The organism is Rhizorhabdus dicambivorans, from assembly GCF_002355275.1.
In the GTDB taxonomy this organism is placed as follows: Bacteria; Pseudomonadota; Alphaproteobacteria; order Sphingomonadales; family Sphingomonadaceae; genus Rhizorhabdus; species Rhizorhabdus dicambivorans.
Genome location: NZ_CP023449.1, coordinates 1,629,605 through 1,654,597, shown reverse-complemented (window position 1 = coordinate 1,654,597; position 24,993 = coordinate 1,629,605). Strand labels below are relative to the sequence as shown.

Annotated in this window: 32 protein-coding genes; 19 read left to right on the top strand and 13 right to left on the bottom strand. The window is 67.7% G+C overall.

Going from position 1 to position 24,993, the window contains the following annotated elements; genetic code table 11:
• Nucleotides 1-37: 37 nt before the first annotated feature.
• Both CMV14_RS07890 and arfB read left to right on the top strand, forming a co-directional pair.
• Nucleotides 38-514 (top strand): HXXEE domain-containing protein, encoded by a 477-nt coding sequence (locus CMV14_RS07890; protein ID WP_066966410.1) that lies wholly within the window; start codon nt 38-40, stop codon nt 512-514.
• Nucleotides 515-552: 38 nt separating this feature from the next.
• Nucleotides 553-975, top strand: coding sequence for an alternative ribosome rescue aminoacyl-tRNA hydrolase ArfB (arfB, locus tag CMV14_RS07885; protein ID WP_066966413.1), 423 nt, complete (start codon nt 553-555; stop codon nt 973-975).
• Here the strand turns inward: arfB and CMV14_RS07880 are convergent.
• Entirely contained in the window at nt 972-1,220 is a 249-nt protein-coding gene (locus CMV14_RS07880; protein WP_066966416.1) for a DUF2171 domain-containing protein, read from the bottom strand. The genes arfB and CMV14_RS07880 overlap by 4 nt on opposite strands.
• A gap of 55 nt (nt 1,221-1,275) precedes the next feature.
• Nucleotides 1,276-1,935 carry an RluA family pseudouridine synthase gene (locus CMV14_RS07875; RefSeq protein WP_066966419.1) on the bottom strand — a complete coding sequence of 220 codons (660 nt, stop codon included), beginning with the start codon at nt 1,933-1,935 and terminating at the stop codon, nt 1,276-1,278.
• A 144-nt stretch (nt 1,936-2,079) separates the two neighbouring features.
• On the opposite strand from CMV14_RS07875, the gene CMV14_RS07870 reads away from it, so the two are divergent.
• The 3 genes from CMV14_RS07870 to CMV14_RS07860 all read left to right on the top strand — a co-directional run bounded on the left by CMV14_RS07870 (nt 2,080) and on the right by CMV14_RS07860 (nt 4,962).
• Nucleotides 2,080-2,703 (top strand): 50S ribosomal protein L25/general stress protein Ctc, encoded by a 624-nt coding sequence (locus tag CMV14_RS07870; RefSeq protein WP_066966424.1) that lies wholly within the window; start codon nt 2,080-2,082, stop codon nt 2,701-2,703.
• Nucleotides 2,704-2,894: 191 nt separating this feature from the next.
• On the top strand, nt 2,895-3,464 hold the full coding sequence (gene pth / locus CMV14_RS07865) for an aminoacyl-tRNA hydrolase (RefSeq protein ID WP_066966428.1): 570 nt from the start codon (nt 2,895-2,897) through the stop codon (nt 3,462-3,464).
• 178 nt (nt 3,465-3,642) lie between these two features.
• Nucleotides 3,643-4,962: a caspase family protein gene (locus CMV14_RS07860; protein WP_066966431.1), complete on the top strand. Its 1,320-nt coding sequence runs from the start codon at nt 3,643-3,645 to the stop codon at nt 4,960-4,962.
• 4 nt (nt 4,963-4,966) lie between these two features.
• On the opposite strand, the gene CMV14_RS07855 is transcribed toward CMV14_RS07860, so the two are convergent.
• Nucleotides 4,967-5,281 (bottom strand): hypothetical protein, encoded by a 315-nt coding sequence (locus tag CMV14_RS07855; protein WP_066966434.1) that lies wholly within the window; start codon nt 5,279-5,281, stop codon nt 4,967-4,969.
• A gap of 171 nt (nt 5,282-5,452) precedes the next feature.
• Between CMV14_RS07855 and CMV14_RS07850 the strand changes: the two genes are divergently transcribed.
• A complete protein-coding gene (locus CMV14_RS07850) occupies nt 5,453-7,234 on the top strand; it encodes a sensor domain-containing diguanylate cyclase (protein ID WP_066966437.1) in 1,782 nt (593 codons plus the stop codon).
• Between the two features lie 47 nt (nt 7,235-7,281).
• Here CMV14_RS07850 and CMV14_RS07845 read toward each other — a convergent pair whose 3' ends face one another.
• Nucleotides 7,282-7,764 carry a BLUF domain-containing protein gene (locus CMV14_RS07845; protein ID WP_066966440.1) on the bottom strand — a complete coding sequence of 161 codons (483 nt, stop codon included), beginning with the start codon at nt 7,762-7,764 and terminating at the stop codon, nt 7,282-7,284.
• A 302-nt stretch (nt 7,765-8,066) separates the two neighbouring features.
• Between CMV14_RS07845 and CMV14_RS07840 the strand changes: the two genes are divergently transcribed.
• Nucleotides 8,067-8,444 carry a hypothetical protein gene (locus tag CMV14_RS07840; protein ID WP_139114743.1) on the top strand — a complete coding sequence of 126 codons (378 nt, stop codon included), beginning with the start codon at nt 8,067-8,069 and terminating at the stop codon, nt 8,442-8,444.
• A 78-nt stretch (nt 8,445-8,522) separates the two neighbouring features.
• Here CMV14_RS07840 and CMV14_RS07835 read toward each other — a convergent pair whose 3' ends face one another.
• Nucleotides 8,523-9,152 carry a hypothetical protein gene (locus tag CMV14_RS07835; protein WP_066966448.1) on the bottom strand — a complete coding sequence of 210 codons (630 nt, stop codon included), beginning with the start codon at nt 9,150-9,152 and terminating at the stop codon, nt 8,523-8,525.
• A gap of 112 nt (nt 9,153-9,264) precedes the next feature.
• On the opposite strand from CMV14_RS07835, the gene CMV14_RS07830 reads away from it, so the two are divergent.
• The 6 genes from CMV14_RS07830 (at nt 9,265) to CMV14_RS07805 (ending at nt 14,487) form a co-directional block, all read left to right on the top strand.
• A complete protein-coding gene (locus CMV14_RS07830) occupies nt 9,265-10,056 on the top strand; it encodes a response regulator transcription factor (RefSeq protein ID WP_066966562.1) in 792 nt (263 codons plus the stop codon).
• Nucleotides 10,053-11,414 carry a sensor histidine kinase gene (locus CMV14_RS07825; protein WP_066966451.1) on the top strand — a complete coding sequence of 454 codons (1,362 nt, stop codon included), beginning with the start codon at nt 10,053-10,055 and terminating at the stop codon, nt 11,412-11,414. Before CMV14_RS07830 ends, CMV14_RS07825 begins: the two co-directional genes overlap by 4 nt.
• Nucleotides 11,407-12,066: a DUF2238 domain-containing protein gene (locus CMV14_RS07820; protein WP_096367695.1), complete on the top strand. Its 660-nt coding sequence runs from the start codon at nt 11,407-11,409 to the stop codon at nt 12,064-12,066. The genes CMV14_RS07825 and CMV14_RS07820 overlap by 8 nt, the downstream gene beginning before the upstream one ends.
• A gap of 36 nt (nt 12,067-12,102) precedes the next feature.
• On the top strand, nt 12,103-12,726 hold the full coding sequence (locus CMV14_RS07815) for a hypothetical protein (RefSeq protein ID WP_066966457.1): 624 nt from the start codon (nt 12,103-12,105) through the stop codon (nt 12,724-12,726).
• Between the two features lie 129 nt (nt 12,727-12,855).
• Nucleotides 12,856-13,956, top strand: a complete 1,101-nt coding sequence (gene ychF / locus CMV14_RS07810) for a redox-regulated ATPase YchF (RefSeq protein WP_066966460.1) — start codon at nt 12,856-12,858, stop codon at nt 13,954-13,956.
• Nucleotides 13,957-14,037: 81 nt separating this feature from the next.
• Complete coding sequence (locus tag CMV14_RS07805) at nt 14,038-14,487, top strand: MaoC family dehydratase (RefSeq protein WP_066966462.1); 450 nt, start codon at nt 14,038-14,040, stop codon at nt 14,485-14,487.
• A 6-nt stretch (nt 14,488-14,493) separates the two neighbouring features.
• On the opposite strand, the gene CMV14_RS07800 is transcribed toward CMV14_RS07805, so the two are convergent.
• The 5 genes from CMV14_RS07800 to petA all read right to left on the bottom strand — a co-directional run bounded on the left by CMV14_RS07800 (nt 14,494) and on the right by petA (nt 18,750).
• On the bottom strand, nt 14,494-14,979 hold the full coding sequence (locus CMV14_RS07800) for a GFA family protein (RefSeq protein ID WP_066966565.1): 486 nt from the start codon (nt 14,977-14,979) through the stop codon (nt 14,494-14,496).
• Between the two features lie 26 nt (nt 14,980-15,005).
• On the bottom strand, nt 15,006-15,878 hold the full coding sequence (locus CMV14_RS07795) for a phosphorylase family protein (protein ID WP_066966465.1): 873 nt from the start codon (nt 15,876-15,878) through the stop codon (nt 15,006-15,008).
• 170 nt (nt 15,879-16,048) lie between these two features.
• A complete protein-coding gene (locus tag CMV14_RS07790; RefSeq protein ID WP_066966468.1) occupies nt 16,049-16,891 on the bottom strand; it encodes a cytochrome c1 in 843 nt (280 codons plus the stop codon).
• A 15-nt stretch (nt 16,892-16,906) separates the two neighbouring features.
• The gene (locus CMV14_RS07785; protein WP_066966471.1) at nt 16,907-18,172 is read right to left on the bottom strand and encodes a cytochrome b; all 1,266 of its coding nucleotides are present in this window, start codon (nt 18,170-18,172) and stop codon (nt 16,907-16,909) included.
• An 11-nt stretch (nt 18,173-18,183) separates the two neighbouring features.
• Complete coding sequence (gene petA, locus CMV14_RS07780) at nt 18,184-18,750, bottom strand: ubiquinol-cytochrome c reductase iron-sulfur subunit (protein ID WP_066966473.1); 567 nt, start codon at nt 18,748-18,750, stop codon at nt 18,184-18,186.
• Between the two features lie 195 nt (nt 18,751-18,945).
• Here petA and CMV14_RS07775 point away from each other — a divergent pair, with 195 nt between their 5' ends.
• From CMV14_RS07775 to CMV14_RS07765, 3 genes are read left to right on the top strand one after another with little or no spacing between them, the layout of a single operon-like run.
• A complete protein-coding gene (locus tag CMV14_RS07775) occupies nt 18,946-19,395 on the top strand; it encodes a tRNA (cytidine(34)-2'-O)-methyltransferase (protein ID WP_066966476.1) in 450 nt (149 codons plus the stop codon).
• Complete coding sequence (gene hemF, locus CMV14_RS07770; protein ID WP_066966568.1) at nt 19,392-20,252, top strand: oxygen-dependent coproporphyrinogen oxidase; 861 nt, start codon at nt 19,392-19,394, stop codon at nt 20,250-20,252. The genes CMV14_RS07775 and hemF overlap by 4 nt, the downstream gene beginning before the upstream one ends.
• A 15-nt stretch (nt 20,253-20,267) precedes the next feature.
• Nucleotides 20,268-20,852 carry a GNAT family N-acetyltransferase gene (locus CMV14_RS07765; RefSeq protein WP_066966479.1) on the top strand — a complete coding sequence of 195 codons (585 nt, stop codon included), beginning with the start codon at nt 20,268-20,270 and terminating at the stop codon, nt 20,850-20,852.
• On the opposite strand, the gene CMV14_RS07760 is transcribed toward CMV14_RS07765, so the two are convergent.
• Entirely contained in the window at nt 20,849-21,646 is a 798-nt protein-coding gene (locus CMV14_RS07760; protein ID WP_066966482.1) for a DUF7847 domain-containing protein, read from the bottom strand. The genes CMV14_RS07765 and CMV14_RS07760 overlap by 4 nt on opposite strands.
• 149 nt (nt 21,647-21,795) lie before the next feature.
• Here CMV14_RS07760 and lipB point away from each other — a divergent pair, with 149 nt between their 5' ends.
• The 3 genes from lipB to CMV14_RS07745 all read left to right on the top strand — a co-directional run bounded on the left by lipB (nt 21,796) and on the right by CMV14_RS07745 (nt 23,499).
• Nucleotides 21,796-22,452, top strand: coding sequence for a lipoyl(octanoyl) transferase LipB (gene lipB / locus CMV14_RS07755; protein ID WP_066966571.1), 657 nt, complete (start codon nt 21,796-21,798; stop codon nt 22,450-22,452).
• 76 nt (nt 22,453-22,528) lie between these two features.
• Nucleotides 22,529-22,762: a hypothetical protein gene (locus CMV14_RS07750; protein WP_066966485.1), complete on the top strand. Its 234-nt coding sequence runs from the start codon at nt 22,529-22,531 to the stop codon at nt 22,760-22,762.
• A gap of 74 nt (nt 22,763-22,836) precedes the next feature.
• Nucleotides 22,837-23,499: a hypothetical protein gene (locus CMV14_RS07745; RefSeq protein ID WP_238147224.1), complete on the top strand. Its 663-nt coding sequence runs from the start codon at nt 22,837-22,839 to the stop codon at nt 23,497-23,499.
• A 164-nt stretch (nt 23,500-23,663) separates the two neighbouring features.
• On the opposite strand, the gene queE is transcribed toward CMV14_RS07745, so the two are convergent.
• Together queE and queC are read right to left on the bottom strand one after the other, a co-directional pair.
• Nucleotides 23,664-24,296: a 7-carboxy-7-deazaguanine synthase gene (queE, locus tag CMV14_RS07740; protein ID WP_066966491.1), complete on the bottom strand. Its 633-nt coding sequence runs from the start codon at nt 24,294-24,296 to the stop codon at nt 23,664-23,666.
• Entirely contained in the window at nt 24,296-24,988 is a 693-nt protein-coding gene (gene queC / locus CMV14_RS07735) for a 7-cyano-7-deazaguanine synthase QueC (protein WP_066966494.1), read from the bottom strand. The genes queE and queC overlap by 1 nt, the downstream gene beginning before the upstream one ends.
• Nucleotides 24,989-24,993: the final 5 nt, after the last annotated feature.

The following is a 24,993-nucleotide window of genomic DNA, read 5'->3' as shown; positions in this document are numbered from 1 at the left end:
CCCCTATCGTGATGCATCGAGCTTGGGGAGGCTTGCCATGACGATATCCTTCTACCGCCTGATCTGGCTGCTGCCGGTCGCCTTCGCGCTGCACCTGGTCGAGGAATATTGCACCGGCTATCCCGCCTATGCCGCGGCGGTGACCGGCCATCCGATGGCGCTGCCGATGTTTCTTGGCCCCAACATCCTGTTCGTCGCGATCATGGCGCTGCTGACATGGTGGGCGGCTAAGACGCGCAAGCCGGCGGCGATGTTCTGGTTGCTCGCCTGGGCGGCGGGGAACCAGTTCTGGAACTTCGTCTATCATCTGATCGCGGTGCCCGCGCATGACCGCCATTCGCCCGGGCTGATCACCGGCGCGCTGATCTATCTGCCGCTGTCGCTCGCGATCTGGCAGGCGGCGCTCGCCGAACGGCAGATCGGCTGCAAGGCGCTGGCGGGCGCGATCGCGATCGGCGGCGCCTTCATGGCGCTGGTCGCGGCGGTCGGCATCTATCATGTCGGTGGCGTCTGATCTGGCCAAGGGCCATCCACGCCGATAGGGTCGGTGCCATGCCGCTCATTCCCGTCACCCGCTCGATCGCGATCGACAGCGATGAGATCGAGGAAAATTTTACCCGGTCCGGCGGGGCCGGCGGCCAGCATGTCAACACCACCGACAGCGCGGTGCTGCTGCGCTTCGACGTGCGCAACTCGCCCAACCTGCCCGAGGCGGTGAAGATCAGGCTCGAAGCGCTGGCGGGAAGCCGGCTGACGCGCGATGGCGTCCTAATCCTGCGCAGCGAGGGCGCGCGTTCGCAGGCGCTCAACCGCCAGGAGATCCGCGAGCGGCTGTTCGACCTGATCCGCGAGGCGACCTTTGTACCGAAGAAGCGCAAGCCCACCAAGCCGTCCAAGGCCGCCAAGGCGCGGCGGATGGACGGCAAGGCGAAGCGCTCGGCCGTCAAAAGCCTGCGCGGCAGGAATTTCGATTAGCCGGCCTCCTCTTCCTCGAAGGTTACCGCCACATCGGCATTGGCGCTGAGCCGCACCACGCCATCCTCGACCCCGGCGACCAGGCCGCCGGAGATATAATGATGATGGCCCTTATGCTCGCCCTGGCCGCTGTCCTTCTTCGTCAGCTTGATGCGGTTGCCGACGACATGATCGACGGTTCCGACATGGACGCCATCGGCGCCGATGACTTCGGCATGTTCCTTGATGTTGCTGAGATCGGCCATGCTTCATCTCCTTATGGGGGATGGTAGAACGCGCGCGATCGCTGCGCGTGCCCTGTCAGCCGGGCTCCCCGAAACCCAGTGCCGTGAACCGTTCCGGAAGCGGGGCGTGCGCCTCGATCGCGCCCTTGCCCTCGCGCGGGACGACGAGGCGCGATGCGTGGAGCAGGGTCACGCCCCCCGCCCCGCCCCGGCCATAGACCGGATCGCCCAGGATCGGCACGCCGATGCCGCTTTCGGCATGGACGCGGATCTGGTGGGTGCGGCCCGTGGCCGGGCGGAACTCGACCAGCGCCTTGCCGCCGACCACCGCGATGGTGCGCCAGCTGGTGATGGCGGGCTTGCCCTTCGGGTTGCCGACCATCCGCCAGCCCCTTTCGCGGGTCGAAACCTTGGCGAGCGGCAGGTCGACCACGCCCTGTTCCGTCTCAGGCACGCCATCGAGAATGGCGAGATAGCTCTTCTCGACCCTGCCTTCCTCGAAGGCCAGCGCGAAGCGCCGGTGCGCCTTGGGATTGCGCGCGAGCAGCAGGCAGCCGGAGGTGTCGCGATCGAGCCGGTGGACCGCGCTCGGCCAGCGCTTGAAGCCGAAGCTCAGCGACTGGAGGTGGTTCTCCAGGCTGATGCTGCCGTCGCGCGGCGGATCGACGGGCAGGCCCGAGGGCTTGTCGATCACCATCGCCTCGCCGTCGATGAAGAGGATATGTTCGTCCAGCATCGCGCCTCCCTTGCACGCGCGGCCCCCGCTGCAAAGAGTCTTCCTTGCTTTATCGGGCCCGCGCCGCTATGCGCGCCCATCCCGTTCCGGTCATCCCTGGAGGCGGTACGGGTTTGTGAAACTCATACGAACTGGAGACAAGTTATGAGCGAAGTGCTCGATCTTGTGGCCGAGGTGCGTGAGCGGGCTGGCAAGGGAGCCTCCCGCGCCATCCGCCGCGAAGGCCGCGTCCCCGCCGTGATCTACGGCGAGAAGCAGGAACCCGCCTCGATCCACATCGAGGAAAAGGTCCTCATGAAGGCCCTGCATACCGGCCACTTCTTCAACAGCGTGGTGATGCTCGACGTCGCCGGCAAGAAGGTCCGGACCCTGCCGAAGGACGTCCAGTTCCATCCGGTGACCGATCGCCCGCTCCATGCCGACTTCCTGCGCATCGGCGAGCACAGCAAGGTCAACGTCAACGTTCCGGTCCACTTCAAGGATGAGGACCAGTCGCCCGGCATCAAGCGCGGCGGCGTGCTGAACATCGTCGTCCATGACCTCGGCCTGTCGGTCGACGCGGCCGAGATCCCCGACGAGATCGCCGTCTCGCTGAAGGGCCTCGACGTGGGCGAGAACATCCACCTGTCGCAGATCACCCTGCCCAAGGGCGCGACCGCGCTGGACAGCGACGACATCACCATCGCGACGATCGTCGCCCCGTCGGCGCTGAAGAGCGCCGAGGGCGAAGAAGCCGCCGCCGAGGGTGGCGAGGGCGCCGAGGGCTGAGGCCTTCGCCCTTCGAACCGATAAAGGCCCCGCCGAGCGATCGGCGGGGCCTTTTTCTTGTCCGTCGCCCCGGCGGAGGCCGGGGCCGTCATGGGCTCCGGCGATGACCTTGAGGCAAGCGCCGCTTGCGGCCCCGGCCTCCGCCGGGGCGACGATGGACCTATGCCGTCCGTGCCGCTAGGAGGCACGCCATGCAGATCTGGGTCGGCCTCGGCAATCCGGGCTCGCAATATGCGATGCACCGGCACAATGTGGGTTTCATGGCGGTCGATACGATCGCCGAGGTCCATGGCTTCGACCCGTGGAAGAAGCAGTTCCAGGGCTGGGCCGCGCAAGGGCGGATCAGCGGCCAGCGCATCCTGCTCCTCAAGCCGGCCACCTTCATGAACGAGAGCGGCCGCGCGGTCGGCGAGGCGATGCGCTTCTTCAAGGCCGAGACCGGCGATGTCACCGTCTTCCACGACGAACTCGACCTCGCCCCGTTCAAGGTGAAGGTGAAGACCGGCGGCGGCACCGCAGGCCATAACGGCCTGCGATCGACCGAGGCGCATATCGGCAACGCCTTTCGCCGGGTGCGGCTGGGCATCGGCCATCCCGGCCACAAGGATCGCGTGACCGGCCATGTGCTGGGCAATTACGTCAAGGCCGAGATGGACCCGCTGGCCGACCTGCTGGGCGCGCTGGCCGCCGAAGCGGGCTGGCTCGCGGCGGGCGACGATGCTCGCTTCATGAACGAGGTGGCGTTGCGGCAGGCCGACTGACCGGAAGCGGCACCAGGCCGCGAGGCCTGGCACCGCCCCACCGGGCGCCGAGGTGGGAGGAGGACGCCCGAGCCTGCTGCACGAGCAGCGCGCCCCTCTGCCATCCCCTCTGCGATCCGCTGCCTGACATTTCCTGACATGCGCTGGCACAGGGTCCGTTGCGGCCCTATGACGAAGCATGATCTTCCTGCGACTGCTTCCCGCCCTGTTCGGCCTGATCGCGCTGCCGGCCACGCCCGCTGCGGCGACGGTCCGCGCAGTGCTGGTCGGCGCCTCATCCTTCAGCGACCCCGGGCTGGCAGCCTTCACGCTTCCCGGCGCGGCGCGCGACGCCGAGCGCATGGCCGACGCGCTGGCGGGGCTGGGTGTCGAACGCGAGGCGATGACCCTGCTGACGGGCCGCGAGGCGACCCTGTCGGCGATCCGCGCCGCGCTCGACCGGCTCGCCGAAGCTTCCCGGACAGGCGACCGGGCGGTGATCTTCCTGTCCGGCCATGGCAGCCAGGCCCCGGCCCGGCCCGGCGACCTGCTGGAGCCCGATGGCCGCGACGAGATATTCCTCGCGGCCGATGCCGGGCGCTGGGATCCGCGCAGCCGCAGCCTGCCGGGCGCGCTGGCCGATGACGAGATCGGCCGGCGGATCGGCGAACTGCGCGCGCGTGGCACCGATGTCTGGGTGGTGATCGACAGCTGCACCGGCGGCGGCCTGCTGCGCGGCGCCGCCGGAAGGGCCAAGACTATCGCACCCGAACGGCTCGGCATCCCGGCCGGCGCACCGCTGCGCGGCGCGATCGACGCGTCGGGCTTCGTCGACGGCGGGCTGGCGGGGGGTGGCCGCCTCGTCGCCTTCGCCGCCGCCGGGCCCGGCGGCATCGCCTGGGACGATGGCGACGGCGATGGTGGGGGCGGCGCCTTCACCCGCGCGCTGACCGGCGCGATCGCCGCCCGCCCGCCCGCCAGCTTTGCCGCGCTGGCCGCCAGCACCAGCGCGGGGCGGCGGGCGGGGGGCACGCTCGGCGCCTTCTGGACCGCCGGCGACCTGGCCGCGCCGCTGCTCTTTTCCGGCCGGTCGCCCGACCTGCTCGATCTGGCGCGCGCGCTGCCGCCCCTGCCCTTCGCCACCCGCACCGAGATCGACCGTGCCGGCGCCTGCCGCGCCGAAGCGTGGGAAGAGGGCCGCCGCGACACGGCCGGCGACGGCGCCACCCTGCTTCGCCATTGCGATCATGTCCGCGTCGATATCGGCGAGCCGGGCCAGCCGCTCCGCATCGAGGCCTGGTACCGCGACGCCGTGGGCGGCTACACCAGCCTCGCGCCGCCGCTGGGCCTGGTCGCGGCACCGGGCCGCTGGGCCAATATCGGCTTCACCTTCGTCACCCATGATCCCGGCACGGGCCGCCCCCTGCCGCAGGGCGACGAATATCTGGTGCTGATCGCGCGCGACGCAACCGGCACGGCCATCGGTGCCGCGCTGCTCCGGTTCCGCGCGGCGGGCTGAGCGCTCACGGGGGCAGCAATATCCCCAGTTCGCGCTCGAGTTCGCGCCGCCCCACCGCCCCGGACTGCTCGATTCCCTTGGCGACGATCATCAGGATCACCTGTTCGGATGCGGCGGCGAGCGCGGGAAAGCGCTGGTGCAGGCTGGCGTCGACCGAGCGGGCGAACAGGGCGACGCGATCGCGCAACGGGGTGTCCGGGCGCACCGGCACCGAGCCGCTGAACGCCAGCCAGCGCTGGGCTACGAAGTCGATCGCGCTATCGATCGTCGCCAGCGCATCGTCGTTACGGCTTCTGGGTTTTTTTCTGAAAGGCCACATAGGATTCCGGGGGCTAGAGCCGACCGCGCCCGCCGGCAGTGATCCAGTGCACAGTTTGGTGAACCGGAAGCTCACTTAAGAGAAATGCTACGAATGCCTGTCAATCTAGGGAAAATTCCAGCATAGCCGTCCTGCCTGTCTTTCAGCGGGTAGCCGGGGGGCGAAGGTGACGTGGAGCGACTGATCGGGAACCGGGAACATCGGGATATCCTGGCCGCACTGGCCGGCGGAGCGGGATATTTTCTGCTCGCCTGGGGCACGATCCGGCTCACCAGCGACGGTCACAATGTAGCGGCGATCTGGCCCGCCAATGCGCTGCTGCTGGCGATCGTTCTGCCGATCCCCGTGCGCCGCTGGCCGATCTATTTCGCCGCCGCGCTGGCCGGCAACATCCTGGCCAACTATATCGCCTTCGGCTCACTGGTCGCCCCGATCCTCTATGGCGCCAACAATCTCAGCGAGGTGCTGATCGCGGGGATGCTGCTGCGCCGGCTCGATGCCCATGGCAATCCGCTGGAGAATGTCCGCTCGATCGCCCGGTTCGCGCTGTTCGCCTGCCTGGCTCCGGCGATCAGCGCCGCGGCGGGCGCGGCGACGGCGCATTTCGTCTACGGCCAGCCCTACTGGATATCCTATCGCATCTGGTATCTCGCCGACGCGCTGGGCCTGCTGATCTTCACCCCGCTGTTCCTGGGCGTCCGGTCGGGCGAGATGGCGAGCTGGCTGCGCGAGATCGGCCGCGCCGGACGGATCGAAGTGCTCGCCATCTTCGGGCTGGTGATCCTCGCCGCCCTGTTCGTCTTCCGCTCCTCCGGCTACCCGATGCTGTTCGTGATGAGCGCGCCGATCCTGCTCGCCAGCTTCCGGCTCGGCCCATTCGGCACCAAGATCTCGCTGATCATCGTCGCGGTCGTCGGGATGGTCTGCACCATGTCGGGGACCGGCCCGATCGCCGCGCTGATCCCCGATCGCGGGGACCAGGCGCTGTTCATGCAATTTTATCTGGGCGTGATGCTGCTTTCGACCCTGCCGGTGGCGGCCGAGCTCAACGCCCGCCGCTCGCTCGCGCGGCGGCTGGCCGAGAGCGAGGCAAGCCTGCGCCTGCTCGCCTCCGAATCTGCCGATGCGCTGGTCCGGCTCGACGAGCGGACGCGCTGCATCCAGTCCTCGGGGGCGACAACCATGCTGCTGGGGGTCGAAAGCAGGGAACTGGTGGGCAGTCCCCTGTCCGGGCTGATCGATCCGCGGGATGCCGCCTACATCGACCGGGCGTTCGAGCAGGCGCTGATCCATCCCGGCACCGTCGCCTATTGCGAGTTCCGGCCGCGCGACCGGGAAGGCGACTGGCTCGAATGCACGCTGCGCGCGCTGGTCGACCAGGAGGGGCGCGCCTATGGCGCGATCGGGGCCATCCGCGACATCACGATCCGCAAGGAGCGCGAGGTGAGCCTCGCCCTGGCCGCGTCGAGCGACAGCCTGACCGGCGCGCTCAACCATGCCGCCTTCATGGCGCATCTCGATCGCGCGCTCGCCCACCTCACCTCGACCCATCTCGCGCTGATCATGGTCGACGTGGATCATTTCAAGCAGGTCAACGATCGCCACGGGCATCTTGCCGGCGATCGCGTGCTGGTCGAGCTCCACGCGAGGCTGCGCGCGCTGCTCCGCGACCATGACGTGATCGGGCGGCTGGGCGGCGACGAACTGGCGATCCTGCTGGACGGCACCGCCGAGGAACTGGCCATCTCGATCGCCGAATCGATCCGTATCGCGATATCGAACAGGCCGATACTCCAGGGCGATGACGAGGCGCCGCTGCTGATCTCGGTCAGCTGCGGCGCGGCCCAGGCCTATCCGGGCATCGGCCGCGAGGAACTGATGCGCAAGGCCGATGAAGCGCTGTACCAGGCCAAGCGCGGCGGCCGCGACCGGGTGGTGATCAGCGCGGAATAGCCGGGGTCCCGCGCTGCGATCCCAGCGCCCTTCCGGCGATCCGCCGGTCAGCCCGACAAGCCGCGCCCCCTGCCGGCCGCGCCAAGATGGGAAGGCTCGACGCCGCCCCGGGACGGCTGCCGCCTCGCGAGATCGATCATCAGCGCGACGAGATCGTCACGCGGTCTGGGCGAGACCGAGTGCGCCCCGAACTCCGCCGCTTCGATCGCCCGATCGACCAAGACCGACGGGCCCGCATAAGCCAGCGACCAGCTGCCGAACATCCGGCGCTGCAAGGGTCCGTCGTACAACGTGGTCACGCGGGTATGACGGGCGTCGCGGCGAATGCTGTCCATCAGGGCATGCACCGCATGGGCGTCGCCTTCGAGGATCTGGGCGAAGCGGCGCAGCTCGCTGTAGAGCAGGGCCCCGGTGACCCGCAAAACCGCGTTCCTGACCCGTGCCTGCTCGACGAGCCGCGCCAGCTCCGCATCGGCATGCGCCGGGGGGATCAGGCATGTACTAGTGTACAAGACCATGTGCTCGCCCATCTTGCGCGCCTCTATGATGTTGCCACCGTCATCCGGTCTGCCGGCCAGGGCATCCGATATTGCGCGTGCCGCCCACCGGTCAGCGCGAACTTGGAGATGAAAAGCGCACCTGCCAAGGGGCTCTACTGGCGGCACGGAGGAATTTTGCGAGCGATTACGTATATTTACGAAGCTGAAACCACTCCGATCTGACATCAATCTCCATGAAACTCGGCTGTTGGGGAGATCGAGTTATGGAGAGGCAACCCGTTTCCTCCTATGATCGCCGCACCATCGCGGCGGTCGGCGAATTACCCGTCATCGTGGACGAGGCCGACCTGAACGGCTTCTGGAGCTTATGCACGGGCCCCTTCGGATGCCTGGATTATGAACTGCGCGGCGGCTCATTGACGGTGCATGGCCTGAATATGGTGGGCGGCAACGAAGATTTCGCGTTTCGCGGCCGCTGCAGGCTCGATCAGGGAAGCCTGTCGGCAACGCTGCATTTCAAAAGGCATGGTCAGGGAGGGGATGACGGAACCATCTTCGGACCAGCGGACGCCGATTTTCATGTCCACTTCATGGCGGAAGCGATCAGCCCGCACCATTTCGAAGGCTGTTTCCGCCGGCTGGGCTTCGCCGACCTCCGCATCGTGATGAAGAGGATCGGCAGACAGAATATCGGACCGCTGCAGATCTAGCGCAATAGCCAGACCCGTGAACGGCTGCGCGCGCGAGCCGCGGCGGTATCGCGCGCGTCCATGTCCGACCTGACTGCCTTAGTTGCTCAGCACCACCACCTGGGTCGGCACCTTCCCGGCGTTGCCGAGCGCGACGCGATAGGCGGCGGCGCGCGCCGGAGACCAGCGGCAGAGCGGATAATAGGCGCTCCGCCGATCGTCGCAGACGGTGCGTCCGCGTCCGTCGGCGACGCTGAGATGAAGATCGGCATCGCCATCGCCGATCGCGGAGACCAGCGCCAGTTCGGCGCCGCGGGTCTGGACCGTCCAGCCGATCCGCTCGCCCGCCGGCAGCAGCCGCCGGAACTGCAGCGGGCCGCTGCCCCAGCTGCCGCCGATGATGCCCTTTGGCCGGGCCTGGGCGAGCGCCGCGGCATCGGCGGCGACCACGGCATCGCCCGGCGCCATCAGCTTCGCCTCCTCGGCCAGCGCGGCGACGATCGGCGAACGATCGGGCAGGCCCGCGACGGCGACGAGCTGCCCGCCGCGCATCTCGCCTTCGCGCAGCCCGCTGGCCGCGACGATCCGCGCCGCCGTCAGCATCGTCCGCGCGTCGCCCGTCCGCCGCGCATAGTCGGCGAGCCGAAGGCCCAGCGCGGCGTCATCGATCGGCGACGGCGCGGCGGCACCGATCAACAGCAGGGCGGCAAGGATGCGCAGGCGCGGCATGGTCCGGGTGTATTATGACCGGCCGCCGCAGGCCAGCCGGGAGCGCCTGAATTTATCTGACGCGCATCGCCCCCGCGCTTCCCTTTCCCCGGCGCGCTGGCATGATGGCGGCATGGGGCAAGAAGAAGAGACGATCGAGCACGGCTTCCGCCGCCTGTTCCTGGGCCGGTCGGCGCTGATCCTGGAGGACGAGGTCGAGGTGGCCGAACTGATCGCCGCCGCGCTGGCGCGCGCGGGTTTCGGCCGGGTCGACGTGGTCGGCAACGGCCGCGAGGCGGTCGATCGCGCGGGGGCCGATCCGTTCGACATATTGATCCTCGATCGCCAGACCCCCGAACTGGACGGGCTGGGCGCGCTCGGCCGCATCCGCGCCGGGGGCGGGCGATCGAACCGGGCGCCGGCGCTGTTCCTCACCGCGCTCGGCTCCGAGCGGCACCGCGTCGAGGGACTGGCAGGCGGCGGCGACGATTATGCGGTGAAGCCGCTGTCGGAGATCGAACTGCTCGCCCGGCTCGCGGCGCTGCTGCGGCGGCGCGAGTGGGACGGGGCATCGCCCAGCGACACGGCGCTGGACTGTGGCCCGCTGCGCCTCGATACCGGCGCGATGACCGCCAGCCTGTACGACAAGGCGCTGGACCTGACGGCGCGCGAATTCTCGATCCTGTCGCTGCTTGCGCGCAACATCGGCTTGCCGGTGACGCGATCGATGCTGTGGTCGGTCTGCTGGTCGACCTATAATTTCGTGCCGGCCAATTTCGCCAACACGATCGACGTCCATGTCTCGCGGCTGCGCCGCAAGCTGGAGACGGCGGCGGGCGACTCGCTGCCCGCCAGCCTCAACCCGCTGATCGTGGCGGTGCGCAGCCAGGGGCTGATGCTGCGGCGGCTGGACGGCGCCGGTTGAGACCGCTCCTTCTCCCCATCAAGACCGCGCTGCTGCTCGCCTTCTTCTCGGCCCTGGCACTGGCGTTGAGCCTGGCCGGGCTCGCCATGGTGGACCGGGACGCACGGCGCCTCGCCACCGCCGAGGCCGCCCGGCACGATTATGAGGCACTGGACGAAAAGCTGCCGGGGGTGATCGGCGATCCGGCGGCGATGCCGCTGCTCGCCGCAGCAATCGGGGAAATCGGCCAATATGCCGGGCGGACCGGCCAACCGCGCGTCGCGCTGTTCCGCGACATCCACGGCGTAGTCAGCGGCAGCTGGACCAGTTGGCCACGGGATCTCCGGCCATGGCGCGACGGGCTGGTGATCGGCCGCACGCCGGACGGCGCGGATCTGATCGGGGTACAGCGCATCCTGCCCGGGGACGCCCGCCTGCTGATCGCCCGGCCGGTCGGCGCCGCAAGCGCGCTGCGCCGCTCGCTGGGATTGTGGGGGGGCAGCATCGTGCTGCTGCTGCTCGGCCTGTCGCTGGCCACGGCGGTGATCGTCGGCGGCCAGACGGCGGCCCGCATCCGCCGGCTGAACCGGGTATGCGACCGGGTGGGCGAAGGCGATGTCTCGGCACGGATCGCCGATCCCGGCCCGCCCGACGAGATCGGCATCCTCGCCCGCCACATGAACGGCATGCTGGGCGAACTGGAGCGCCGCATCCACGGCCTGCGCGCGGCATCCGACCATATCGCGCACGACCTGCGCACCCCGCTCGCCCGTGTCCGCGCCCGGCTGTCGGCGATGGAGAATGCCGACGATGCGGAGATCGCCGGACAGGCGACCCGCGCTGCCGCCGAACTCGACCGGCTGATGGCGGCGTTCAACGCGCTGCTGGAACTCCGCGAGATCGAATCCGATGTTAGCACGACGCCGGCCCTGTTCGACATAGCCGGCGCGATCGACGACGCGATCGACCTATACGAAGCGGTCGCGGAGGACGAGAAGCAGGTCCGCATCACCCGCGCGATCGCCGCCGGCCAGTTCAGCGGCGACCGCGAACTGGTGATCCGCGCGCTCGCCAACCTGATCGAGAATGCGCTGAAGGTGTCGCCGCCCGGCGGGACGATCCACGTCACCGCGTCGACGGCCCGCAAGGACGGCGAACCGGCGATCGAACTCGGGGTCGCCGATCAGGGCCCCGGTTTTCCCGAGGGCGACATTGCGGTCGAACCGCGATCCACCCTGGGCGGGCACGGCCTGGGCCTGATCATCGTCCGCGCGATCGCCGAACGCCATCGCGGCGAGGTGCGCGTCGCAAGGCTCGCCCCGGGCGCGCGCGTCACCCTGCTGCTGCGGACCCCGCGCCTGCTGGCCGCCTATGAGTGAGCGCACCGGCGATATGGCACGTGGCGACCGCGCCCTTCTCGGCCTTGGCCTGCTCTGGCTGGCCGGGCTGCTGCTGTCGGGATGGGCGCCCCATGACCGCGCGACCTGGCTGATGGAGGTCGCGCCGGTGCTGATCGCCTGGCCGCTGCTGTTCGCGATCCGGAGCCGGTTCATGTTCACCCCGCTGGTCCTTGCGCTGATCGCCTTCCATGGCTGCGTGCTGATGCTGGGCGGCGCCTATACCTATGCGCGGGTGCCGATCGGCTTCGCGGTGCAGGACTGGCTGGGCCTCGCGCGCAATCCTTATGACCGCTTCGGCCATCTGATGCAGGGCTTCGTGCCGGCGATGGTGATCCGCGAAATCTTCGTCCGCCGGGCCCTGCTCCGCTCGGATCGCCTGCTCGCGCCGGTCGTGCTGCTGATCTGCCTGGCGATCAGCGCGCTTTACGAGCTGATCGAGTTCGGCGCGGCCGTGGCGCTGGGGCAAGGTGCCGACGCCTTCCTGGGCACCCAGGGCGACCCCTGGGATACGCAGTGGGACATGCTGATGTGCCTTGTCGGGGCCGCGCTGGCGCTGATCGCGCTGAGCCGTTGGCATGATGCGATGTGCCGCACCCGCCCGTTTATCCAGGGTTCATCTACGCTTCATTAGCCTCCCGGCCGATCGACTTTACGGAGGGAGCCATCCATGCGTCTTGTTCGGACCGCCATCATCGCCGGTGTCGCCTCGGCCGCGCTCGCAGGCGCCGCCTTCGCAGGCCACGCCGACAACAGGATGATGCTGGTCGCCTTGCCCGACGGCAGCGTCCATCACGTCCCCTATCAGCCCGCTGCCGCGCCGCGCGTCGTGCTGGTGCCGATCGCGCAGCCGGTCAGCCTTTTCGATGTCGCCTTCGGGCCGGGATCGCCCTTTGCCGAGATGGAACGGATCTCGGCCGCCATGGATGCCCAGGCCGACGCGATGATGCGCCAGGCCGCGGCGATGCGGGCGCAGGCCCCCCATGGCAAGGGCATCGTCATGACCAACGCGCAGGGCCAGCCCGTCGGCATGATGCAGTACAGCTTCGTCTCCACCAGCATCTCGGCGAACGGCTGCACTCAGACGGTCAGCTACAGCTCCAATGGTGTCAATGCGGCGGGCGAGCCCAAGGTCGTCCGCACCAGCGCGGGCGATTGCGGAAGCGATGCCGTCGCCAAGCCCCACGCCGTGACGCCCACCGCCGCACCGGCACCGGCAGCGCGGCCCGCGCCGAAGATCACCCCGGTCAGCGCGCCCAGGCCCATCACCACCTTCACGCCCTCCAGAACCTGAGCCCACCAGTCAGGAGAGGATGAGGGGCCTCGGGGAAACCCGGGGCCCTTCGACTTTCCGGCGCTCCACGCTGGCCTTTCGCCCCCGCAGCGGCTATCGGGCGCGCATCCGAACAAAGCTTGAGGGATTATGGGTTTTCGCTGTGGCATCGTTGGGCTTCCGAACGTCGGCAAGTCCACCCTCTTCAACGCGCTGACCGAGACCGCCGCGGCGCAGGCGGCCAATTATCCCTTCTGCACGATCGAGCCGAATATCGGGCAGGTCGCGGTGCCCGATCCGCGCCTCTATGAGATCGCGAAGATCGGCCAGTCGGCCAAGATCATCGAGACCCAGCTTGCCTTCGTCGACATCGCCGGGCTGGTGCGCGGCGCCTCCAAGGGCGAAGGGCTGGGCAACCAGTTCCTAGGCAACATTCGCGAAGTGGACGCGATCGTCCATGTGCTGCGCTGCTTCGAGGACGGCGACGTCACCCATGTCGAGAACAAGGTCGATCCGATCGCCGATGCCGAGACGGTCGAGACCGAGCTGATGCTGTCGGACCTGGAGAGCCTGGAGAAGCGCGTCCCCGCCTATGCCAAGAAAGCGGCACAGGGCGACAAGGAATCGAAGGCCGCCGCCTCGGTGCTGGGCCAGGCGCTCGATCTGCTGCGCGACGGCAAGCCGGCCCGGCTGACCCAGCCGAGGGACGATGACGAGGCGCGCATCTTCGCCCAGGCGCAGCTGCTCACGTCCAAGCCGGTGCTCTATGTCTGCAACGTCGACGAGGGCGCGGCGGCCAATGGCAACGAGCTGTCGGCCCGCGTGTTCGAAAAGGCGAAGGCCGAAGGCGCCAAGGCGGTGATCGTCTCCGCCGCGATCGAGGCTGAGATCGTCACGCTGGACCCCGCCGACCGCGCGGAGTTTCTGTCCGATCTCGGCCTGAGCGAGACCGGCCTGGCCCGCGTGATCCGCGCCGGCTATGAGCTGCTCGACCTCATCACTTTCTTCACGGTCGGCCCCAAGGAGGCGCGCGCCTGGACGGTGGAGAAGGGCTCCAAGGCTCCGCAGGCGGCCGGCGCGATCCACAGCGACTTCGAGCGCGGCTTCATCCGCGCCGAGACGATGTCCTACAAGGACTATGTCACGCTGGGCGGCGAAGCCGCCGCGCGCGAGGCCGGCAAATATCGTTCCGAAGGCAAGGACTATGTCGTCCAGGATGGCGACATCATGCTGTTCCGGTTCAACGTGTGATCCACGGCTTGACGTAAACGGAAGACAGTTCCCATATAGGTCGCCCAGGCAAGGCCGGGATGCGTCGTTGAGGACAGTCGCATGCGCTATTTCGAAGATTATGTGGAAGGCCATATCGAACGGTTCGGCGCCTATCGGGTGACGCGCGAGGAGGTGATGGACTTCGCATCGAAGTTCGATCCCCAGCCCTTCCATCTCGATGACGACGCGGCGGCGGCGAGCCCGATCTTCGGCCGGCTCGCGGCGAGCGGCTGGCACAGCTGTGCGATGGTGATGCGGATGCTGACCGATCACTGGACCGAGGACGGCTATTTCTCGCTCGGCGGCACCGGGGTCGACGAACTGCGCTGGGTGAAGCCGGTCTATCCAGGCGACGTGCTCAGCGCCGAGGCGGAGGTGCTTTCCAAAAGCGCGCCCCGGTCCAGGCCGGAGATGGGCTTCGTCAGTTTCCGCATCGCCGTGTTCAACCAGAATGACGAACCGGTGATGACGATGAAGGTCACCAACATCCAGCAGCGCCGCCCGGCCTGAAGGCGTTCAGCCTGGGCGGCACACTCCGCGCGCGGCGAACTGCTCGATCAGCTCCGGAAACTGCTCCATCGGCGGAAAGCCCTCGAAGCCGTGCACGGCAGGTGTCACAGCCCATGGCAGCTTCTCCGACAGCCAGAACTCGGCAAAGGGCACGAACCAGCCGTGCCAGTCGAGGATCGATGGCCGGACATTGATGAAAGCGGCGCCCGGCGGCGGGCGGGTGAACATCCAGGTCTTGCAGTGACCGCAGAAGAAATGCCGCACCTCCCCGTGGAGTCCGCCAACCACCGGCTCGCCAGCGACCACTGCGAAGCCATCCTCCGGCACGCTGACACTCAATGAGAAGGCGCTGGCCGACATGGTCTGGCAGCCGGTGCAGTGACATGCGGATGTAAGCAGCGGGGGTGCGGAGATGCGGATGCGGACCTGCCCGCAGCGACACCCCCCATCCCAGGGGAGCCTCCAGTCAGTTTCTGAGCAGGCTGCGGCCATTGAAGGAACAACGCCGCCCGCCATCATTATTTCCCCCCGGAAAATGTTCGGGGCGAGATGGTGGCTAACCGGTGCGACGCTTCGATGGGCCAAGCATCCCTGGCGGTGATGACGGCGGCGTCGAGCGCGTGGCTGCAGCCTTCCGCGCAGGAGCCGCCCTGCCCTCCGCCTGTTGTCGCCACGCTGGAGACCAGCGCCTGCGCGCGGACAACATTGGCCCCCATCGTCGCAATCACCGTGGCGACATCGACCTCTTCGTCGGACCAGGCGTCATTGTCCGTGACCATCGCCACGCTGGCGTAGCAAAGCTCCGCCTCACGGGCGAGGCGGGCCTCGGGCAGGCCCGTCATCCCCACGACATCGCAACCCCAGCTCTTGTGGAGCAGCGATTCGGCGCGGGTCGAGAATTGCGGCCCCTCGATCACCAGCATCGTGCCGCCGATGCGGTGGGGACCGCCCTCCTCCGCCAGCGCGGCGGCGACGATCGCGTTGAGCCGCCCGCAGACCGGGCGGGCAAAGGCGACATGCGCGACGATCCCCTGGCCGAAGAAGCTGCGCCCGCCCCGCACGGTGCGGTCGATATACTGATCGACCAGCACGAAGCTGCCCGGCGGCACATCCCCATGGAAGCCACCGGCCGCCGATATGGCGAGGACCTCGGTACAGCCCGCCGCCTTCAGCGCGGCGATATTGGCGCGATAGTTGATCTCGTGTGGCGCGACGCGATGCCCCCGGCCATGGCGCGGCAGGAAGGCTACCTCGCGATCGCCGATGGTGCCCAGCAGCAGCGCGTCGGACGGCTTGCCCCAGGCGGTGTCGATCTCGATCCACTGCCCATCGGCAAGGGCCGGCATGCGATAGAGGCCACTGCCTCCGATCAGTCCGAGACGGTTCGCCATGTTTCCCTCAATCCGTCGCCCCGGCGGAGGCCGGGGCCGCAGGAGATATGCCACCGCGCCGCCGCAAGAGCCGGCGACGGCCCCGGCCTCCGCCGGGGCGACGATGGGTCATAATGAAAAAGGCCGCCCGGTCATCCCGGACGGCCCCTTTCCCGTTCATGCCGATCGGCTCAGTGCTTCATGCCCGACCAGATATTCCGGTAGGACAGATACGCCAGGATCGTGGCGATCAGCAGGAAGCCGAGCACGGCGATACCGGCCGCATGACGATTCTCCAGCTTCGGCTCCGCACTCCAGATCAGGAAGGCGGCGACGTCCTTCGCCATCTGGTCCTTGGTCGCGACGGTGCCGTCGGCATAGGTCACCTGCCCGTCGGCCGCGAGCGGCGGCGGCATCGCGATGTTCAGGTTCGCGAAGTACGGGTTGTAGTGGAGCGAAGCCGGCGTCTTGGCATCCGGGAACTGCTTGAGCAGTTCGGCCGGCTGGTCCTGATAGCCGCTCAACAGCGAGTAGATATAGGCGCCGCCATCATGACGGGCCTTCGCCATCAGCGACAGGTCCGGCGGATTGGCGTTGTTGTTCGCGGCGCGCGCGGCAACCTCGTTCGGATAGGGCGCCGGGATCTTGTCGGCCGGGGTACCCTTGCGGGTCGCGGCCTCGCCGGTGTCCGGGTTCACCGAGGGAACCTCGGTCGCCCAGCCCTTGGCGATGGCCTTCACCTCGGCCGGCGTGAAGCCGATGCCTTCCAGATCGCGGAAGGCGACCTGATGGAGCGAATGGCAGGCGGCACAGACTTCCTTGTACACCTGGAAGCCGCGCTGGAGCTGCTGGCGGTCGAACTTGCCGAGCGGGCCATCCGACGCGAAGGAAACCTCCTTCGGGTGCAGATGGAACTCATGCTCGACGGTCGGCTTCGGCGGCTCCTGGATGAAGGCGATGGCGCCCGTCACCAGCGAGAAGAGCAGGACGAAGACGAAGCCGAGGCCGGCGAGGAATGCGATGGGACGAACCATGGTCTCTATATCCCCTTAGGCCGCAGCGTTGCCGTGCTTTTCAAGCACCGCCTCGGTGATCGAGTTCGGCAGCGGGAGCGGACGCTCCATGCGCGAGACGATCGGCAGGATGATCAGGAAGTGCGCGAAATAATAGGCCGCGGCGAGCTGGCTGATCATGACGTAGGGCTCTTCCGCCGGGGCGCCACCGCACCAGCCAAGCACCAGCACGTCGATGACGAGCAGCCAGAAGAACTTCTTGAACGCCGGGCGATAATTGCCCGAGCGAACCGGCGACTTGTCCAGCCATGGCAGGAAGAACAGCAGCAGGATCGCGCCGAACATGGCGAGCACGCCCCACAGCTTGGCCGGCAGGATGAAGTCCACGGTGAAGGCGCGCAGGATCGCGTAGAACGGCCAGAAATACCATTCCGGAACGATATGCGCCGGCGTCGAGAGCGGGTTGGCCGGGATATAGTTGTCCGGGTGGCCCAGCGCGTTCGGCGCGAAGAACAGCACCGCGCAGTAGAGGATCAGGAACACGCCCAGCCCGAAACCGTCCTTGGCGGTGTAATAGGGATGGAACGGAACCGTATCCTGCGGGCCCTTTACGTCGATGCCGGTCGGATTGCTCGAACCCGGAATGTGTAGCGCCCAGATGTGCAGGATGATGACACCCGCGATCACGAACGGCAGCAGATAGTGCAGCGAGAAGAAGCGGTTCAGCGCGGCGTTGTCGGGGGCGAAGCCGCCGAGCAGCCAAGTCTGGATCGGCGTGCCGACGACCGGGATCGCGCCGAACAGGCCGGTGATGACCTTGGCGCCCCAGAAGCTCATCTGGCCCCAGGGAAGCACATAGCCCATGAAGGCGGTGGCCATCATCAGCAGGAAGATGACGAGGCCAAGCAGCCACACCATCTCACGCGGGGCCTTGTACGATCCGTAATAGAGGCCGCGGAAGATGTGCAGGTACACGACGATGAAGAAGAAGCTCGCGCCGTTGGCGTGCGCGTAGCGCAGCATCCAGCCCGAGTTCACGTCGCGCATGATGTGCTCGACCGAGTCGAACGCGACCAGCCCGTTCGCCGCATAATGCATGGCGAGGACGATGCCGGTGACGATCTGGATCATCAGCGCAGCGCCCGAGAGCACGCCGAAATTCCAGAAATAATTGAGGTTGCGCGGCACCGGATAGCCGGCGCCCACCGCGTTGTAGACCAGACGCGGCAGGGGGAGCCTGCTGTCGACCCACTTCATCAGCGGGTTCTTAGGCTCGTAATGATTTGCCCAGGGGAAGCTCATGTCTGTCTACCTCAGCCGACTTGGACGACGGTATCGGATTTGAAGGCATATTTCGGCACTTCGAGATTCTTCGGCGCCGGGCCTTTGCGGATGCGGGCCGCGGTGTCGTAGTGCGATCCATGGCACGGGCAGAAATAGCCGCCGAACTCGCCACGGACCTCACCCTCGCCGGCGCCCAGCGGCACGCAGCCGAGATGGGTGCAGACGCCCATGGTGATCAGCCACTGCTTCTTGCCGCCGACCGTGCGCTGCTCCAGCGTCTGCGCGTCGCGCAGCGAGGCGGGATCGACCTTGTCGGCGGCCGCGATCTCGGCCGCCGTGAGGTGGCGGACGAACAGCGGCTGCTTGCGGAAGATCGTCTTGATCGCCTGGCCTTCCTTGATCGCCGAGAGATCGACCTCGATCGAAGCCAGCGCAAGCACGTCGGCCGAGGGATTCATCTGGTTGATCAGGGGAAGCAGCACGACGGCGCCGCCGACTCCGGCGAAGCTGACCGCCGCGAGATTGATGAAGTCACGACGGCGGACGCCGTCTTCGGCCCCTTCGCCATGCATTTCTGTAGTTTCGAGCGTCGCCATTACTGAGCCCTTGCGCTGCCACGATATGGACGCATGCGGAAGAGGGTCAGACCGGACAGCCATTGCCCCCCGCGCATGCGCGGCCGCCCGCAAAATCCCCGGCGGCTGCGCGCTGATAGCGCCGGTTCATCGGCTTTGCCAATCCCATTTTCCTAATATTGCCGCATCGCGGCGGATTAGCCTATCTGCGGGGCCATGCGGATCGCTCTTCACCAGCCCGATATCGCCGGAAATGTGGGCACGATCCTGCGCCTGGCCGCATGCCTGGGCGTGGCAGTGGACATCATAGAGCCGTGCGGATTCGCGTTCGCCGAGCGCGCCCTGAAGCGCGCGGGCATGGATTATGCGGGTTCGGCGGAGATCGTCCGCCACGCCGACTGGGCCGCCTTCGAGGCGCAGGCCGGCGGACGGATCGTGCTGCTGACCACGGCGGCGGATGTGACCCTGGACAAGGCCGCCTTCCTGCCCGGCGACATAGTGCTGCTCGGATCCGAGGGTGCGGGCGTGCCCCGAGCGGTCCACGACCGGGCCGACCTGAGGGTGCGGATTCCGATGCGGCCGGGCTTCCGGTCCTTGAATGTCGCGGTCTCGGCTGGCATCGCGCTCGCCGAAGCGCTCAGGCAGACCGGAGGATGGCCCGAATGACATTGCAGCTCGACCCGCAGCAGGCGGCCGCGCGAAGTTGGTTCGAATCGCTGCGCGACCGGATCTGCGCCGCGTTCGAGGCGATCGAGGCCGAGGCGGGAAGCGACGCGCGCTTCCAATACATGCCGTGGAACCGCGATGGCGATCCGGACGCCATGGGCGGCGGCGGCGTCCAGGGGCTGATGAAGGGCAAGGTGTTCGAGAAGGTCGGCGTCAACGTCTCGACCGTCGGCGGTGCCTTCTCGCCCGAATTCGCCAAGACCATCCACGGCGCGGGCGAGGAGAATCCCGGCTTCTTCGCGACCGGCATCAGCCTGGTCGCGCACATGGCCAATCCGCATGTGCCCGCGGTCCATATGAACACGCGCTTCCTGAACACCACCAAGCGCTGGTTCGGCGGCGGTGCCGACCTCAACCCGCCGATCCCCTATGAGGAGGACACGACGGCCTTCCACGACCGGCTCAAGATGGCCTGCGACCGCCATGGCGGCGACTATTATGAGCGGTTCAGGAAATGGGCCGACGACTATTTCTGGATCCCGCACCGCCAGGTCCATCGCGGCGTCGGCGGCATCTTCTACGATCATCTGGATTGCGAGGGCGAAGCGGGCTTCGAGGCGAATTTCGCCTTCACCCGCGATGTGGGCGACGCCTTCCTCGACATCTTCCCCCGGATCGTCCGCGCCCGGATGAACATGGCGGCGTCCGACGAGGACCGCCGCCACATGCTCAACTTCCGCGGCCGCTATGCGGAGTTCAACCTCGTCTATGATCGCGGCACCCTGTTCGGCCTCAAGACCGGCGGCAATATCGACGCGATCCTGATGAGCCTGCCGCCCGTCGCGACGTGGGAGTGAAGCAGGGGGAATGAGATGCCGCTGACCCCCGTCCCCGCGCAGATGGTGGCGACGGTCGTCACTTCGCTGGAGCTTCGCGAGCGCCCGAAGCCGCGTCCAGCCCCGCCCGCGGCTTTCCGGCTGAACCGCTGGAAGGCGCCGTCGGCCGACAAATATCGCGCGCTGTTCCGCCGGATCGGCGAGCCTTGGCTGTGGTTCTCCCGGCTCGTCATGCCCGAGGCCGAGTTGCTCGCGATCATCCATGATCCGGCGGTCGAGATCTATGCCGTCGAGGATCGGCGCGGCATCGAGATCGGCCTGCTCGAACTCGACTTCCGCAGGGCGGGCGAAACCGAGATCGGCTTCATCGGCTTCGTCCCCGAATTGGCCGGCAAGGGTAACGGCGCCTGGCTGATGGCGCAGGCGCTGAGCCTCGGTTGGCGCAAGGATACGGCCCGGATGTGGGTCCACACCTGCACGCTCGATCATCCCGGCGCGCTCGGCTTCTATCGCCGCCACGGCTTCGTGCCGTTCGAGCGCGCGGTGGAGACCTTCGCCGACCCGCGTCTTGCCGGCGTGCTGCCGCGCGAGGCGGCGCCGCACGTCCCGCTGCTGGGTTAGCCCCCGTCGCGTGCGACCGCGCGATAGACGAGCGCGACATAGACGGTGAAGCCGAGCGACAGCAGCGAATCGATCGCGGCATTGATCACCATGTGCAGCAGCTTCGCCAGTTCGCCGTCGCCGGTCGCCAGGGCGAGCAGCTGGATCATCGAGCCGACGACGAAGGTTTCGATCAGCTGGACGATCGCGGTGAGGATCAGCACGATCAGCAACATCCCGGTGAGGCGCAGCGCGTTACCCCGGCCCAGCGCCCAGCCACGGCGAAGGGCGTCGATCACGCCCCCCTCCTCCATCGCCACCGCCGGCACGAGCAGCATCATGCGGACGAGCAGAACGAAGGCCGGTATCATGATCAGGGTGACGAGCTGCGCGCTGACCGCCGGAGAGCGCGGATCGCCGCCGAACACGAGAATGCCGAGGGTGGCGGCGATGGCGATGAGGATCGCGATGGCGGCCAGCGCCACGCCCAGCAACAGCATCGCGCCAAGCGTTCGGGGCAGGCGCCGCAAGCCATCCGAGAGCGCCTCGGCAACGCTGATCCCCGGCACCAGCGCCAGCCGGGTGATCGCCAGATTGCCCAGGAACACCAGCAGCATCGCGGGCAGGACGAGCAGCGCCTTGCCCTGCATCGCCTGTTCGGCCGGATTGCCAGGCATGTCGCGCGGCATGCCAAGCTCGATCATCACCTGGGCGGGACCGAACAGCGCCAATGCCACGGGAATCAGGAGCGCGCGTTCGCGACGCAGGAGGGAGGCCGTCTCTTCCCAGACCGTCCCGAGCGAGAATGATCCCATATGCTCCTGTCTCCGCCCCCGGAGCCTGATCGAAAGCGTGGATCAGGCTCTATTCAAGGTCCATGCCGGGTCCCGCCTATCCGCCGGCTTGGCCAAGCGCAATCGGCGAGGGGTTGATCGCTCGCGAAAAGCAGCAATATGCGACGAACATGAACCTGGTTGATGACAGCATCGAATGGCGGGTGACGCCGGGCCTCGCGCCCTATGCCGAGACGCTGGCCGAGATGGAGGCGCGCGCCGCCGCGATCCGCGCCGGCGAGGCGAAGGAACTGGTGTGGCTGCTCGAGCATCCGCCGCTCTACACCGCCGGCACCAGCGCGGTGGAGGATGAACTGCTCGTGCCCGACCGCTTCCCGGTGTTCCGCGCCGGCCGTGGCGGGCGTTACACCTATCACGGCCCCGGCCAGCGGGTCGGCTATGTGCTGCTCGATCTGGAGAAGCGCGGGCGCGACATACGCTGCTTCGTGGCCGGCATCGAGAATTGGCTGATCCGCACCCTGGCCGATTTCGGCATAGAGGGGCGCAGCGAGCCGGGCCGGGTCGGCATCTGGACCGGCCACGGCCCCCGGGAGGCCAAGATCGGCGCCATCGGGGTTCGGGTGCGGCGCTGGGTCAGCTTCCACGGCTTTTCGCTCAACGTGGATCCCGATCTGTCGCATTTTTCGGGCATCGTGCCGTGCGGGCTGGGCGAATATGCGGTCACCTCGATGGCGGCGCTGGGCGCCGGGGTGGACATGGCGGCGGTCGATGACGCGCTAGCGCGCCATTTCCCGCAGATGCTGGCCGGATTGCGCTGCACCGCCTGAGCGTACCGTGAACGCTTGAGTGGCCGAGTCGTTAACGATATCCTCCCCGCAAATCAGCTTTTGCAGGGAGTTCGTCATGAAGCCTTCCGTCAGCATCCTTCTGGTCGGCAGCCTTATCCTGGCGACCACGGGACTCACCGCCTGCGGCAAGAAGGACGGCGACACCACGACCAATATCGTGGAGATGAATGCCGCCGACGGCACGATGAACGACATGACGGTGGTCGAAAGCGCGACGCTCGACCAGGCGGGGGCGGCCGCAGCCGACAATGGCGCGGCCGATGCCGGGAACGCCAGCAACGCGATGTGACGGCAAGGGAGCGGGGCGGGCATCTTGCAAGGTTCGGGAGAGTGAGAATGGCGTTTCGATGGTTGGCTTCGGGATTGGCGGTCCTGTTCATGGTGGGGCAGGCCGCGCCCGCATCCGCCTATCTGTTCTGGGTCCAGCCCAATTTCGCCGGCGGGCCCGTGGCGGGCGACGAGCCGGGGCTGGGCCTTCCCATGCCCAAGGCGACCCCCGCCGAACTGCGCGCACACATGCTGTGGAACATGCGTGCCGGCCTCAACGTCGCGGCGCTGCAATGCCAGTTCTCGCCGATCCTGCAGACCGTGCCCAACTACAACAACCTGCTGAGGAAGGACGCCGACGAGCTGAACGCCGCCTACAAGGCGCTCGGCGCCTATTTCAAACGGGTCAAGGGCAAGGCCTGGCAGAAGGAATTCGATAACTACACCACCAGGACCTATAACGGCTTCTCGACCATGCACGCCCAGCTGGGCTTCTGTGAGACGGCCGCCGCGATCGGCCGTGACAGTCGCAAGCTCGGCAAGGGCAAGCTCACCCAGCTGGCGATCGAACGAATGCGCGAGTTCCGCAACAGCCTGGTCCCCGCCGGCGACATGATCCACGCGCGGCGCTTCATCTATGTGCCGGTCGTGCCGCCGTCGATGGACAAGGCCTGCTGGACGAAGAAGAATCTTCTCCGCCCGGAATGCGTGCCGGCGGGCGCGCAACAGGCCGGTGTGGCGACGCACAGCGCGGGATAAAAAGAGAAAAGGTCACCCCAGCGAGGGGGGCCATCTCTCTCTTCACGAGAGATGACACCTGACAAGGCTACCGACATGGATGCCAGCCTTCAGCCTTTCAGGCTGAAGTTTATCCTGAGCGCCTGCCTTGCAGGCAGCCGAAGGGCTGGCATGACGTGGGGAGGCTATCGTATCCCCACCACCTTATGCGTCTGCGTCGACAGCCGCCACCGGGGATGCTCCAGCACGAACCGGATCGCCGCCTCGCGCGCGCTCGACAGGTTCGGGCCGTCCATCGGCTGGAGCAGGAAATGGTCGAAATCCCACCCGGCCAGTTCGTCGGGGTCCAGACCCGGCTGGGGCCAGACCAGCTTCAGTTCATTGCCCCGGCGCAGGACCACGTCGCTGCCCTGTTTGGGGCTGACGCAGATCCAGTCGATCCCGTCGGGCGCGGGCTGGGTGCCGTTGGTCTCCACCGCCATCTCGAACCCGCGCGCCTTCAGCGCCGCGACCAGCGCCGCATCGATCTGGAGCAGCGGCTCGCCCCCCGTCATCACGACAAAGGGTTCGGGGAAATCGCCCCACAGCGCCGCCGCCCTGTCAGCCAGCGCGTCGGCATCGGGATAGCGCCCGCCATGATCGCCATCGAGCCCCACGAAATCGGTATCGCAGAAGGTGCAGACCGCCGTCGCGCGATCCTCCTCGCGCCCCGTCCACAGGTTGCAGCCCGCGAAGCGCAGGAAGACCGCGCGGCGGCCGACCTGCACCCCTTCCCCCTGCAGGGTCAGGAACATCTCCTTGACCGCATAGCTCGCCATCAGGCGTAGACCGTCGGATCGGGGAGTCCGGCCTCGGCGAAGCCCTTGGCGCGCAGCCGGCAGCTGTCGCACAGCCCGCAATGCCGCCCCTCGGGTGTCGGATCATAGCAGGACCAGCTCATTCCGGCATCGAGCCCAAGCCGCGCCGCCTCCCGCGCGATATCGGCCTTGGTCATGTGCTGGAGCGGCGCGTGGATGGTGAAGCCCTGCCCCTCCACGCCCATGCGGGTGGCGAGGTCCGCAAGATGCTGGAAGGCGGCGATGAATTCGGGCCGGCAATCGGGATAGCCCGAATAGTCCAGCGCGTTGACGCCCAGGAAGATGTCGCGCGCGCCGGTCGCCTCGGCGAAGCCCAGCGCCAGCGACAGGAAGATGGTGTTGCGGGCCGGGACATAGGTGGACGGGATGCCGGGCATCACGCCGTTCTTGGGCACCTCGATATCGTCGGTCAGCGATGAGCCGCCGAAAGCCCGCAGGTTGAGCGGCATGGTGACGTGGCGGTCCACCTCCAGCGCGGCGGCCACGCGCTTCGCCGCCTCCAGCTCGACCCGATGGCGCTGGTTGTAGTCGATGGTGAGCGCGGCCAGCGCGAAGCCCTGCTCGCGCGCGATTCCGCCCGACACCATCGAATCCAGCCCGCCCGACAACAGCACGATCGCGCGGCGGCCCTGTTTGTCCAGATTGTCCGACATGGGCC